This is a genomic window from Loktanella salsilacus, assembly GCF_900114485.1.
Classification (GTDB): Bacteria; Pseudomonadota; Alphaproteobacteria; order Rhodobacterales; family Rhodobacteraceae; genus Loktanella; species Loktanella salsilacus.
Genome location: NZ_FOTF01000014.1, coordinates 33,245 through 46,168, shown reverse-complemented (window position 1 = coordinate 46,168; position 12,924 = coordinate 33,245). Strand labels below are relative to the sequence as shown.

Sequence of the window (12,924 nt, the reverse complement as noted above, 5' to 3'; positions counted from 1 at the left end):
AGACGCTTTCTGCATTAAGGATTTTTGCGAAAATTCTTGTGGGCCGCCTTGGCGGTCCGGTTTTGCCCCTCGCAGAATCGGGCGCTGACTGCTATCTGTTGTGGCATGCAAACCGCTTCCCCCCAGATACGCCAAGACGCGCGCCCTGTGATCCGTCAGCTGGACGAATCTGCGATCAACCGTATTGCTGCGGGAGAGGTTGTGGAACGCCCCGCCTCTGCGGTGAAAGAGTTGGTCGAGAATAGCATCGACGCCGGGGCGACGCGGATTGATGTCACCATCGCCGATGGCGGCAAGACGCTGATCCGTGTGGTCGATGATGGTTGCGGGATCGCCGGTCCTGATCTGCCGCTTGCGCTGTCGCGCCATGCCACGTCCAAGATTGACGGCTCCGACCTGCTGAACATCCACTCCTTTGGTTTCCGCGGAGAGGCATTGCCATCCCTTGGCGCTGTCGGGCGGCTGACAATCACCAGCCGCGCGGGTGACGAGGGGGCCAGCGTCCATGTCGCAGGTGGCCGCATGGGTGATGTGCGCCCCGCGGCCTGCGCGCGGGGCACCCAAGTCGATCTGGCTGATTTGTTCTATGCGACCCCGGCGCGGCTCAAGTTTCTGCGCACGGACCGCGCCGAAACGCAGGCCGTTGTGGATGTGATCCGCCGCCTTGCCATGGCAGAACCCTTTGTGACCTTTATCCTGCGCGATGCGACCGGGGGCGATACCCGCACCCTATTTCGCGCTGATGGTGAAACCGGTGATATGTTCGACGCCCTTGGCGGGCGGCTGCGCGCCGTGCTGGGGCGCGATTTTGCCGAAAATGCTCTGCCGCTGGATGCAGAGCGTGACGGCTTTCACATGACCGGCTTTACGGCCCTGCCGACCTATTCCAAGGGTGCCGCCGTTGCCCAATATCTAAACGTAAATGGCCGCCCTGTGCGGGACAAAATGCTGCTGGGTGCCCTGCGCGCCGCCTATATGGACGTGATGTCGCGCGACCGGCATCCCGTGGCTTGCCTGTTCATCGACTGCGATCCAACCTTGGTTGACGTGAACGTCCATCCCGCCAAGTCAGAGGTCCGCTTTCGCGATCCCGCCTGTGTGCGGGGGCTGATTGTCTCTGGCATCCGCCATGCGCTGGCCGAAGCGGGGCATCGCAGTTCGTCCACCGTCGGCCATGCCGCTTTGGGCGCGATGGCTGCGGCGCCCGCACCCACGGACGCACCGCGCATCTATCAGATGGACAGGCCTTCGCTTGGCCCGCGCTTTACCGCCGCGTCGATGACCTTCCAGTCCGGCTTTGCCGAACAACCCTCTGCCCGGATCGAGCCAGAGCCAGAGGCAGGCGCCGCGCCAGAACCGCAGCATTTGCCGCTTGGGGCCGCGCGGGCGCAGCTGCACGAAAACTACATCCTGTCGCAGACCGAAGCTGGCCTTGTGATCGTAGATGCCCATGCGGCGCATGAACGGCTGGTGTACGAGCGGCTGAAGGCGCAGATGGCCGATAGCGGCGTCGCTGCGCAGGCGCTGCTGATCCCAGAGATTGTCGATCTGACGCCAACGGAATCGGCGCTGCTTCTTGAATCAGCGGATGATCTGTCGCGGCTTGGGCTTGTGATCGAACCCTTTGGCGGCAGCGCGATTGCGGTGCGCGAAACGCCTGCGATCCTTGGGACTGTCGATGCCCGCCGCCTTGTGCTGGACGTGCTGGATACCCTGCAGGACGGCGGCGATACCGCCCCGCTGCAAGCGCGGATTGACGCGATCTTGTCGCGGGTTGCCTGCCACGGCTCTGTCCGCACAGGGCGCCGCATGTCGGGGCCAGAAATGAACGCCCTGCTGCGAGAGATGGAGGCGACGCCGCTCTCGGGCCAGTGCAACCACGGGCGGCCCACGTCGATCACGCTGTCGATGGCAGATATCGACCGGTTGTTCGGGCGCACATGATCCAGATCGGGACGATGACGGTTGATTTAACCGATCCGCTGGTGTTGGCCGCGTTGGTCGCTGCCATTGCGCTGATGATCCTGTTCTGGCTGCTGATCGCCGCTGCCCGCCGCGCGGCCCGGACGACGGAAACTGTCGATGCGCTGGCCGGACAATTGGGGCAGCTGGGCGATTACATGCAGGCGCTTGGCAACGGGCAAAGCCAGCTTGCGGGTAATATCCAAAGCGTTAGTGACGCGCAGGCGACGGCGCAGATGCGCGTCATTCAGACGATGGAAACGCGTCTGGCGCAGGTGAATGCGCAGGTGGCGGAAAAGCTGGCGGATAACGCGCTGAAATCCGCCCGCAGCATGTTTGACCTGCAAGAGCGGATGAAAGAAACGCTGACCGGCAGCTCTGAAAAGTCGACCAAGCAGTTGACTGAATTGCAGGAACGGCTGGCCACCATCGACCGGGCGCAATCCAATATCGAAAAGCTGTCGGGCGACGTACTGTCCTTGCAGGACATCTTGTCGAACAAGCAGCGGCGCGGGCTGTTTGGGGAAATTCAGCTGACTGACATCGTGTCCAAGGCGCTGCCGACGGACAGTTATACCCTTCAACACACGCTGACGAACGGCAAGCGGGCCGACTGCCTTGTGCATCTGCCAAACCCGCCCGGCCCTATCGTCATCGACGCCAAATTCCCGTTCGAGGCCTACGAAGCGCTGACCCGCGCCGAGACGCCAGAGCTGCAAAAGCTTGCCCTGCGCGATCTGGGGCTGGCCGTGCGGGTGCACATCAAGGCGATTTCCGAGAAGTACATCATCGAGGGCGAGACGGCGGACGGCGCCATCATGTTCCTGCCATCAGAGGCGGTTTACGCCGAACTACACGCCCGCCTGCCAGAGGTCGTGCGCGCGGGCTTTGATGCGCGCGTCTGGATCGTATCGCCTACGACCTGCATGGCGACCCTGAACACGATGCGGGCCATCCTAAAAGACGCGCGGATGCGCGAGCACACCAACGAGATCCGCAAGAACCTAAAGCTGCTGCACCGCGACGTCGAACTGATCGGCGTGCGCGCCAGCAAGCTAGAGATGCATCTGCGGCAGGCGAGCGAGGATGTGTCAGGCGTGATGACGGCCGCGACGCGGGCGGGCAAGCGGGCCGACCGGCTGGACAACTTCGACTTTGAAGAGCTGTCGCAGGACGACACAAGTGATCCATTGCCCCTTGCACCAGCGCGGGTCAGCGGCCAAGACTGACGCCAAGCCCGAAAGGAACGCGATATGAAATACGCTTTGATGACCCTTGCCGCCTTGACCGTCTCGGCCTGCACCGGCCCGCTGGCTGATGGCCCGAACGCAACCAAGGCCGCCTTTGCCGATGCCTTTACCGATACGCCCTTCGAAGACGGCGCTGCGGTGACAGTGCTGGTGCGCGACACGGACCCGCTGCGCACGATCCAAACCTTTAACCTTGTGCCCTGCCAAGGCGGTAAAGCGGTTTGCGGCGGCTCTGCGCGCGGCACCGCTGGCACCTTGACGCTGGAAGGTCGCCAGTACGTGGTGCGCGGCGCCTATACCGGGCGCGATTTCTATCTGGACCCCAATGGCGACGGCTTTATGGGGCGCGGCACTGTGCTGGTTCCGCTGGCTTGGAACTAAGCCTGCGACAGATTACCACAAAGAATTATTGAAACCTTTTGTCCCGCCCCTGCGTGGCATGTGTCATGACACATCCCAACGCCCGCGACGGAGCCTGTAATGCCATTTGAGACATCCACGAACCTACCCCGCAAGATCGCAGTGATCGGGGCCGGCATTTCAGGCATGGGGGCGGCGCATGCTTTGGCGCGTGATCACCGCGTTGTGCTGTTCGAGGCAGGCAATCGCCTTGGCGGTCATGCCCGCACCCGCATGGCTGGCCCGCAAAAGGACACGCCGGTCGATACCGGATTTATCGTTTTCAATTATGCTAACTATCCGCATCTGACGGCGCTGTTCGATCACCTGTCGGTGCCTGTCGTCAAAAGCAACATGAGCTTTGGTGCGTCCTTTGATGGCGGCCGTTTGGAATATGCGCTGACCTCGCTTGATGCGCTGTTCGCACAGCGGCGCAATGCGGCGAACCCTTATTTCCTGCGCATGATCCGCGACGTGCTGCATTTCAACAAACACGGTCTAGCCGCCTGTCAGGACACAGACCTGACGATTGGCGGGCTTATGAAACAGCTGGGGTTGTCGGATTATTTCCGTGACCATTACCTGCTGCCGTTTTCCGGTGCGATCTGGTCGACGCCCAAGGAAAAGATCCTCGATTTTCCGGCCTATGCGCTGCTGAAGTTTTTCGACAACCACGCGCTGCTGGGGGCCACGGGGCAGCACCAATGGTACACGGTTGAAGGCGGCAGCACCCAATACGTGCGCCGTCTGGGCGATGATCTGGAACAGCGCGGCGTTGATGTGCGGCTTGGCGCGCCCATCGGCGCTGTGCAGCGTACCTCCGCCGGGGTGCAGGTCCGCGCCATCGGGTCAGAGTGGGAGGATTTCGACGAGGTCGTCTTTGCCACCCATTCCGACGACACGCTGTCCTTGCTGGCGGACGCCAGCCCGGACGAGCGCGCAATCCTAGGGGCCGTGCGCTATCAGGCGAACAGCGTCGTGCTGCATTCGGATACCGGGATCATGCCAAAGCGGCGCAAGGTCTGGGCGTCTTGGATTTATACGGAATCCGCGAAGAAGCGCAGCGACCAAATTGATCTGACCTACTGGATGAACTCGCTGCAGCCGTGGCTGACCGGGACCGATTACATGGTCACCCTGAACACCACGCGCCCCATCCGCGAAGAGCTGATCTGGGATCAAACCAGCCTGCGCCACCCCGTCTATGACACCGCCGCGCTCGCTGCTCAGGACAAAGCGCGCGCGCTGAACGGCACCAACCGGACTTGGTTCTGCGGCGCATGGATGAAGAACGGGTTTCACGAGGACGGCCTGTCGTCGGCCTATGACGTCGTCACCGCCTTGAACGCGAACGAGCGGCAGGAGCTGGCCGCCCAGTGACGCAGATCGATCATATCGCAGGGCATACGTTTCACAGCCGCAAGGGCGCGGTGAAGAATGCCTTTCGATATTCGATCGACTACGTGATCTGCGATGCAGAGGCTGACGTGTCCGGCCCCTCGCTATTCGGGCGCAACGCTGGCGGTGTGATGTCGCTACACGACAGCGATCATGGCGGCGTGATGAAGGCTGGCACAGGCGCGGCATGGGTCCGCGCCGTGCTGGCCGCAAACGAAATCGAGCTGACAGGCCGGATCGATTTGCTCGCGCAGCCGCGCGTGCTGGGGCATGTGTTTAACCCCGTCAGCTTTTGGCTGATCCACGACGACGCCGGCGTGCTGCGCTGCGTCATTGCCGAGGTGGGCAATACCTTTGGCGATCGCCATTCCTATCTGTGCCGCAGTGCGAACCTTGCGCCGATCACCAAGGGCGTGCCGCTGGCGGCGGATAAAATATTCCATGTCTCACCCTTCCAGCCGATTGAAGGCGGATATGTGTTCCATTTTGATATCACGCCAGAGGCGGTTGATGTGCGCATTGACTACACGCGCGGCGCGGGCGGCTTGATTGCCACGCTAGCCGGCCCGCGCAAGCCGCTGACCAATGCGGGTATCCTGCGTGCGATCCTGCGTCGTCCTTTCGGCTCTCGCCGCGTTCTGGCGTTGATCCATTGGCAGGCGATAAAGCTGTGGTGGAAGGGCGCAACCTTTCGTCCATGGACCAAGCCGCCGACCGACGACATCACATGACCCGGCTGCCCGCCTTTGCGCTGTTCGCGGCGATCATTAATGCGGCAGGGCTGCCGATCTATATCTACGCACCGAAGTATTATGCCGACACTTACGGCGTCAGCCTGACGGCCCTTGGCGCGTTACTGGCCGCACTGCGGCTGGTGGACGTGGTGCAAGACCCGGCGCTGGGGTGGATCAGCGAACGGCTGGACAAGGGCAAGGCTTGGGCGGTCACGCTAGGCGTGCTGCTGCTGGCGGCGTCGATGCTGGGATTGTTTGCCGTGCCACCGCCCATCGCGCCGCTGTGGTGGTTTGGCATCACGATCACCGCGCTGTTCAGCGCCTTTTCATTCCTGACCATCAACTTCTATGCCCAAGGCATCGCGAAGGCGGGCGCAGATGGGCACGTTCGGCTGGCGGCATGGCGTGAAACAGGCGCCTTGCTGGGCATCTGCGCCGCTGCCATCGCACCGACGTTTCTGATGGGCGCGGTCGCAGCCCCCTTTGCCGTGTTCGCATGGGGCTTTGCCGTGCTGGCGCTGCTGGCCGCGGCGGTGATGTGGACGGAATGGCAGGGCCGCACGGTGGCAGAGGTCACGCCCATCCGCACCATCCTGTCCGACGCCATTACCCGCCGTCTGCTGCTGCTGGCCTTGGTCAACGCGACGCCGCTGGCGGTGTCGTCTACGCTGTTCCTGTTCTACGTCGACAGCCGCCTGCAAGCCCCAGGGTGGGAGGGACCCTTGCTCGTTCTCTTCTTCCTTGCCGCTGCGGTGTCATCACCGATCTGGTCGGCGCTTGCCCGCCGGTTCGGGCCAAAGCGCGTGCTGCTGGCAGCGATGGCGCTGGCGGTGATGTCCTTCGGTTATACCCTGCGCTTGGGCGCGGGCGATCAGGTCGCCTTTGCCGTCGTTTGTGTGTTGTCAGGCGCATCTATTGGGGCCGACCTGACGCTGCTGCCCGCGATGTTTGCCCGGCGCATGGCGACGGTATCGCCCAATGGCGGGCAAGGCTTTGGGCTTTGGTCACTGGTGAACAAGCTGACGCTGGCCTTCGCGGCGGCGCTGCTGTTACCTTTGCTAGAACAGGTGGGCTTTCGGTCCAGCGGCGGCAGCACGGCGCAGGCGCTGACGCTGCTGACGTGGCTTTATGCAGGCGTGCCATGCGTGCTCAAATTACTGGCAATCGCGCTGTTATCCGCGACTCGGCTTGAGGACGCCTGATCCGGACCTATCTATAAAGGTAACAAAGACAGGAGAGTGCGACGTGGACTGGCAAGGCAAAAGATACTGGATCGTAGGCGCAAGCGAAGGTCTGGGCCGCGCGCTCGCGCATAAACTCAGCCGCGTCGGTGTCGAAGTCGTCGTCTCTGCCCGGTCAGAGGATCGCCTGAAATCGCTTGTCGAAGAGCTGCCCGGCAAGGCCAGCTATGTCACCGTCGATGTGTCCGATCTGGACGCAGTCGAAGCGGCCCGCGCAGAGGTGGGAGAGATCGACGGCGTGGTCTATCTGGCCGGCGTCTATTGGCCGATGGAATCGTCCGCTTGGAATAACAAACAGGCCGAGGCGATGGCCGATATCAATTACCTTGGTGCATCTCGCGTCGTGGGCAGCGTCATTAATGATTTCACCGCCCGCGATCATGGCCATATCGTTGTGACGTCCAGCCTGACCGCATTCCGCGGTCTGCCCGGCACGATTGGTTATACCGCATCGAAAGCTGCGGTCATGTCGCTGGCCGAATGCATGTATGCCGATCTGCGCAAGACCGGCGTGAACGTGCAGGTGGTCAATCCGGGCTTTGTTAAAACCCAGCTGACCGAAAAGAACGATTTCAACATGCCCTTCATCATGGAGCCCGAAGAGGCGGCGACCGCCATCTTCGAACACATGAATAATCCGGAAAGCTTTAAGAAAAGCTTCCCGGCGGTATTTTCTTGGCTGTTCAGGCTGGGGCAATTCCTGCCGGATTGGGCCTATTACGGCATTTTCCGCCCCAAGGGCTAAGCGATCGCCTGATCGAACAGCTTTGACGCGCGCGCCCAGACATCCGATCCGGGCGCGGCTAAGTGCGGCAAAAGTTGCGCCGCGAAATCGGCAGAGCTTTCCAGCGGCATCAGCGACGGCAGGTTGTCGATCGCAGTGACGTCCAGCACGGGCGCGTCATGCACCCGCAGCGCTGGCGCATCCCAGGTCGTCACGCGGTCATAAACTTTGATCGGGGAAAAGTCGCTGTCCGGATCGCAGGCGATATCGCCGATGACGCTGAGCCGGCGCTCTGCTGTCTTGGCGCTGGCAGGCACAAAGACGGGCGTGCCGGGGCGGGCTAGGATGCAGTTAAAGAACAGCTCATGCGCTAGGATTTCTGGGAAGGGGCCGCCGCTGGCGGTCTCTGCCATGTCCCACAGGGTCGTGCCAACGCCCATGTCCCGGCACAGATCGGCAGCCCCGGTGCCAACCCGGCCCAGCGCGCCGATGATCAGTGCGGACGGTAGCGGGCCGGTGATTCCCGCCATCGCGCCGCGCAAATCGGCAAGCAAGGCCGCCTGTGTCGGCACGGCGCGCACGGGGCCCATGACCTTGCCCTGCTGCTGCGCCATCCAGCACATCAGGCTAACCGCCGCGCCCGCATAGCCAGCCCAATAGCCAAAGGCGGCGACCCTGCGGCCTGAGTCATCCGTCAGATATTCCAGATCAAGCAGCCGTCCGCCGCCCGTTTTGAAACGGTCCAGCAGGACGCGCCCATCGGGCTGGCCCTTGTACGCGTGGCCGAACATGATGTGGGTGTGGCGCAGGGGTGTGCCGTCGGCGGGCAGTTCTTTTAGACCAAAGATCAACGCATCAAGGGGGGCGTCCACCCATGCGCCCTCTGCTGCGATTTCGGCCCCTGCGGCGACGTAATCGGCAATGGGGACGATGCGCTGAACGCTGTCTTCGACCGTGACGCGCAGCCCTGCGGCGATCAGCGCAGCAACGCCGTCGGGCATGATGCCGACGCGGGCCTCGTGGTCGCGGCTTTCAGCGCGGACCCAAAGATGTGTCATGCGAGCATTCCTTTGTTGCGGGCGGCGCGCACGGCATAGCGATCGTGCATCATCACCTGATGCGCCGACAGGTTCGGAAACTGCGCAATGTCGATGTGCAGGCGCGTCGCAAACCCGGTCAGCACGAACAGCCATGGATCAGCCAGCGTCAGGCTGTTGCCGATGGCAAAGGGTGCAAAGTCCAAGTGACCCTCAAGATAAGCCAGCGAGGCGGCCATCGTGTGCGGCGCTTTGGCAGTCATGTCGGCCCAAGAGGATTCTAAGTCCGCCCAACGCGGGCCCCGCATGGCATGGGCGTAATTCACATGCACGGTGGATGCGAGGTAGTGCATTGTTTCCCGCATCCGGGCCGCCTGAAAGGGGTCTTCGGGGATCAGGTGGGGGCCATGCTGCGCGGCAAGATATTCAAGGATCGCGCCCGTTTCTGTCAACACGCCCTGCGGTGTTTGCAGCGTCGGCACCCGCCCTTTGGGGTTCAGCGCAAGGTAGGCGGGCGACTGCTGCGACACGTCGCTGAAATCAACAAGGATGGGGGTATAGGGGACCTCCAGCTCTTCGAGCACGATGGCGGTGGCGGCGGAAATGGTCAGGGGATTGTAATGCAGGGTCAGCATTGGCGAAGCTTTCAGTAAAAAGTGCGCTGGTCCGCGCGCGCGGCGGTATCAAGGTGGGGGGCGCTGTTGTAGCAGGTCAAAAGCGGCCCGTGATCGGTGACTTGAATGCGGTGCACGCTAGTGTTCAGGATCGGCAATGCGACACGGGACATCTGCGGGATATCAAGGCCCAGCACATCAGAAATCGCCTGCGCGATGATCCCGCCTGACGACACGCAAAGCACGCGTTTGCCGGGCTGGGCCGCCATCGCCATCACGTCACGAACGCGCTGGCGAAAGTCCTCGTAATACTCGGCCCCGCCGATTTCACCGGCCCGCCAGGCGGTCAGAGTCGCTGGAAAATGCGTGACGAAATCGTCCGGGCTGGTGCGTTCGGTGCCGTGCTTTTCCTTCATTTCGTGCGTCAGGTCGTAATAGGCGATTTCGTTCAGCCGGGCATCGCTGGGCGCATCGGCATAGCCAAGGCCCGCGATGGTTTCGCGCTGGCGGCGCAGTGTGCCGGACAGCACGACATCATAAGGCCGGTCATGCTCGCGCATCCATGCGCCCAGCCAAGCGGCTTGTTCGTGACCAAGGTCAGAGAGGCGATCATACTCGGCCTCTGTCGTCGCAGCGGAATTGGCCTGGCCGTGGCGGACCAGCGTGATTTCACCCATGGTGCGGCTCCTTATCTTTGGCGTTGGGTTAAGCCGTTGCGCCCCTGATGGCAACGGTGCGGACGGCGCGGGCGCGGACCCTCCGGGGGGAGTATTTGGAGCAAGATGATGGGGAAGGTGCCCGGCGCGCGCGTATTTGGGCAATGCCGTATGAGGGCGTCACAAGGGTGTGCAGCGTTCGGGACTTGTTTACGGATTCCCGGCATGAAATTGTGCGGGTTCAGGCACAAGAGAGTTAGGGTACAGATGCAGGCCGACACGCTGCTGCGCGATGTCTTTGGATTCGACGGGTTTCGGCCCGGTCAGGAAGAGATCGTGGATGCCGTGGTGGCGGGGCAGAATACGCTTGCGATTATGCCGACGGGCGGCGGTAAATCGCTGTGTTTCCAGCTGCCAGCCTTGGTGCGCCCCGGTGTGACCGTCGTGATATCGCCGCTGATTGCGCTGATGCGCGATCAGGTGCGCGGGTTGCAGGCGGCGGGTGTGGCGGCGGGTGCGCTGACTTCTGGCAATACCGAAGAAGAGACGGACGCGGTCTGGGCGCAGCTGGCGGCGGGCACGCTCAAGCTGCTGTATATGGCACCGGAGCGGCTAGCGTCCTTTGGCACCCAGCGCATGTTGCGCGAGGCGAATGTCACGCTGATTGCCGTGGACGAGGCGCATTGCGTCAGCCAGTGGGGCCATGATTTCCGGCCCGATTATTTGCGTATCGGCGAGCTGCGCGAGATGCTGGATGTGCCGCTGGCGGCCTTTACCGCGACGGCGGATGCGGAAACCCAGGTCGAGATTATTCAAAAGCTGTTCAACGGGCAGCAACCGGCGACATTTCTGCGCGGCTTTGATCGGCCGAATATCCATTTGGCCTTTGCCGTAAAGGATAATCCGCGCAACCAGATTTTGGGCTTTGCCGCCGCGCGCAAGGGCCAGTCTGGCATTGTGTATTGCGGCACCCGGGCGAAGACGGAAACGCTGAGCCAAGCGCTTGGGCAGGCGGGGCATTCGGCCTGTTATTACCATGGCGGCATGGATGCGGAATCGCGCCGCGATGTGGAGCGGCGGTTTCAGCAAGAGGACGGCTTGATCGTCACCGCGACCGTGGCCTTTGGGATGGGCATTGATAAGCCGGATATCCGATGGGTTGCGCATGCGGATCTGCCCAAGTCGATTGAAGGCTACTATCAGGAAATCGGGCGCGGCGGCCGGGACGGCGAGCCTGCAGAGACGCTGACCCTGTATGGTCCCGAGGACATACGCTATCGCCGCCAGCAGATTGACGAAGGGCTTGCCCCGCCAGAGCGGCGCGCCGCGGATCATGGGCGGCTGAATGCGCTGCTTGGGCTGGCTGAAGCGCTGGAGTGCCGCCGTTTGAACCTGCTGCGGTATTTTGGCGAAGACCCAAAACCTTGCGGCAACTGTGATCTGTGCGACAAACCGGCGGAGTTGTTCGATGCGACGACGCCTGTGCGCATGGCCTTGTCCGCCGCCTTGCGGACCGATGAATGGTTCGGCGCGAACCATTTGATCGACATCGTGATGGGCGCGGATACGGCCAAGATCCGTGAGCGCGGACATGACGCGCTGCCGACCTACGGGGTCGGCAAGGAATACGATAAACGTCAGTGGCAGGCGATTTTCCGTCAGATGATGGGGCGCGATTTGTTTCGCCCTGATCCGGCGCGGCACGGCGCATTGCGCATGACCGACGCCGCGATCCCGATCTTGAAGGGCGAGGAAAAGATCACGCTGCGCAAAGATACGATCACGAATGCCAAGTTCAGCCCCGCCGTGCGCGCCATGGTCAGCGAAGAGGACGCGCCGCTACTGTCTGCGCTGAAAGCCAAGCGCCGTGCGCTGGCAGAGGCGGCGGGCGGGCCTGCCTATATCATCTTTAACGACAAAACCTTGATCGAGATGGCAGAGCGTAAGCCCGCCAATCTGGACCAGATGGCCCGCATCGGCGGCGTTGGTGCGAAAAAGCTGGAAAGCTATGGCCGCGCGTTTCTAGAAGTCATCGCTGGTGCCGTAGAAGACGTGCACCCCGCACGGCTTAAGCTCGCTGGGCGAAGCGAGGGCGCAGTCTATGATCGTCTGCTGGCCGTGCAGGCTGATCTGACGCGGGGGCCGGATGGCCTAGATAAACCGATGAGCTGTAGCGCTGCGCAGCTGGCCAAGGTGGCGCAACTGCGCAGCGCTGATAGCAGCGCCGTGGCCCGCGTGATTGGTGATCGTCACGCGGAACGCTTTGGCGATGCCTTTCTGGCGGTCTTGTCAGACGGCTAGGCCGCCAGCTTGGCGTCATACGCGGCCGACACCTGCGCGCTGGGCTGGGCCTGGCAGCGCGCCAGCCAGTCCTGTACGACCTGCGCTTTGGGCGCAAAGGTCGGCATCCATTGGAAGGGAGAGCTGACCAGCAGGTCGGCCGCCGAAAAGGTGTCGCCCAGCAAATAGGGCTGATCGGTCAGGGCGGCGACCAAGGCATCGCTCATTTCTTGTGTGCCGCGGAAATTGCTGTGCAGGCCGGGGTGGTCCAGGCCAAGCAAGGTTGTGACCATCACCGGTTCCACGACGGCACCATAATAGGCCAGCCAGCCAAGGTAAGCGCCGCGATTTGGGTCGCCGATGGCAGGGGCAAGCGGGCTTGGGAACAGCTCTGTCAGATACTGGATGATCGCGCCGCGTTCGCGGATCGCGGTGCCGTTATGGACCAGCAACGGCACCTTGCCTTCGGGGTGGGGGTTGGCCGGGTCGGGGGCGCCACTTCCGTCCTGCTTCACGATATCGACGATGCGGATATCGACCTTGTCCATCACGTCCAGCGCCATCAACAGTTGGATGATGCCGGTCGAACGGGTGAAGGGGGCGTGATAAAGCGTCAGCATGGTTTTTCC

The 12,924-nt window shown here is 62.4% G+C and carries 12 protein-coding genes; 8 read left to right on the top strand and 4 right to left on the bottom strand.

The window, feature by feature from the left end:
* Window positions 1–105 precede the first annotated feature (105 nt).
* The 7 genes from mutL to BM131_RS13100 all read left to right on the top strand — a co-directional run bounded on the left by mutL (window position 106) and on the right by BM131_RS13100 (window position 7,729).
* Window positions 106–1,944 carry a DNA mismatch repair endonuclease MutL gene (gene mutL / locus BM131_RS13130; protein WP_090190180.1) on the top strand — a complete coding sequence of 613 codons (1,839 nt, stop codon included), beginning with the start codon at window positions 106–108 and terminating at the stop codon, window positions 1,942–1,944.
* Entirely contained in the window at window positions 1,941–3,191 is a 1,251-nt protein-coding gene (locus BM131_RS13125; RefSeq protein WP_090190178.1) for a DNA recombination protein RmuC, read from the top strand. Before mutL ends, BM131_RS13125 begins: the two co-directional genes overlap by 4 nt.
* A 24-nt stretch (window positions 3,192–3,215) precedes the next feature.
* Window positions 3,216–3,593 (top strand): hypothetical protein, encoded by a 378-nt coding sequence (locus tag BM131_RS13120; RefSeq protein WP_090190176.1) that lies wholly within the window; start codon window positions 3,216–3,218, stop codon window positions 3,591–3,593.
* 99 nt (window positions 3,594–3,692) lie between these two features.
* Window positions 3,693–4,991 carry an NAD(P)/FAD-dependent oxidoreductase gene (locus tag BM131_RS13115; protein ID WP_090190175.1) on the top strand — a complete coding sequence of 433 codons (1,299 nt, stop codon included), beginning with the start codon at window positions 3,693–3,695 and terminating at the stop codon, window positions 4,989–4,991.
* The gene (locus BM131_RS13110) at window positions 4,988–5,740 is read left to right on the top strand and encodes a DUF1365 domain-containing protein (protein WP_090190173.1); all 753 of its coding nucleotides are present in this window, start codon (window positions 4,988–4,990) and stop codon (window positions 5,738–5,740) included. The genes BM131_RS13115 and BM131_RS13110 overlap by 4 nt, the downstream gene beginning before the upstream one ends.
* Complete coding sequence (locus tag BM131_RS13105) at window positions 5,737–6,945, top strand: MFS transporter (protein ID WP_090190276.1); 1,209 nt, start codon at window positions 5,737–5,739, stop codon at window positions 6,943–6,945. Before BM131_RS13110 ends, BM131_RS13105 begins: the two co-directional genes overlap by 4 nt.
* A 43-nt stretch (window positions 6,946–6,988) precedes the next feature.
* Window positions 6,989–7,729 carry an SDR family NAD(P)-dependent oxidoreductase gene (locus tag BM131_RS13100; RefSeq protein ID WP_245754242.1) on the top strand — a complete coding sequence of 247 codons (741 nt, stop codon included), beginning with the start codon at window positions 6,989–6,991 and terminating at the stop codon, window positions 7,727–7,729.
* Here the strand turns inward: BM131_RS13100 and BM131_RS13095 are convergent.
* Genes BM131_RS13095 through BM131_RS13085 form a run of 3 tightly spaced genes read right to left on the bottom strand, consistent with a single transcriptional unit; the run spans window position 7,726 to window position 10,036 of the window.
* Window positions 7,726–8,766 carry a saccharopine dehydrogenase gene (locus BM131_RS13095; RefSeq protein ID WP_090190169.1) on the bottom strand — a complete coding sequence of 347 codons (1,041 nt, stop codon included), beginning with the start codon at window positions 8,764–8,766 and terminating at the stop codon, window positions 7,726–7,728. The two genes, BM131_RS13100 and BM131_RS13095, sit on opposite strands and share 4 nt — an antisense overlap.
* Window positions 8,763–9,380 (bottom strand): glutathione S-transferase family protein, encoded by a 618-nt coding sequence (locus tag BM131_RS13090; protein WP_245754241.1) that lies wholly within the window; start codon window positions 9,378–9,380, stop codon window positions 8,763–8,765. Before BM131_RS13090 ends, BM131_RS13095 begins: the two co-directional genes overlap by 4 nt.
* Before the next feature lie 11 nt (window positions 9,381–9,391).
* Window positions 9,392–10,036: a histidine phosphatase family protein gene (locus tag BM131_RS13085; protein WP_090190168.1), complete on the bottom strand. Its 645-nt coding sequence runs from the start codon at window positions 10,034–10,036 to the stop codon at window positions 9,392–9,394.
* 246 nt (window positions 10,037–10,282) lie between these two features.
* Between BM131_RS13085 and recQ the strand changes: the two genes are divergently transcribed.
* Window positions 10,283–12,316, top strand: coding sequence for a DNA helicase RecQ (gene recQ / locus BM131_RS13080; RefSeq protein ID WP_090190166.1), 2,034 nt, complete (start codon window positions 10,283–10,285; stop codon window positions 12,314–12,316).
* On the opposite strand, the gene BM131_RS13075 is transcribed toward recQ, so the two are convergent.
* Complete coding sequence (locus BM131_RS13075; protein WP_090190164.1) at window positions 12,313–12,915, bottom strand: glutathione S-transferase family protein; 603 nt, start codon at window positions 12,913–12,915, stop codon at window positions 12,313–12,315. The two genes, recQ and BM131_RS13075, sit on opposite strands and share 4 nt — an antisense overlap.
* Window positions 12,916–12,924 lie beyond the last annotated feature (9 nt).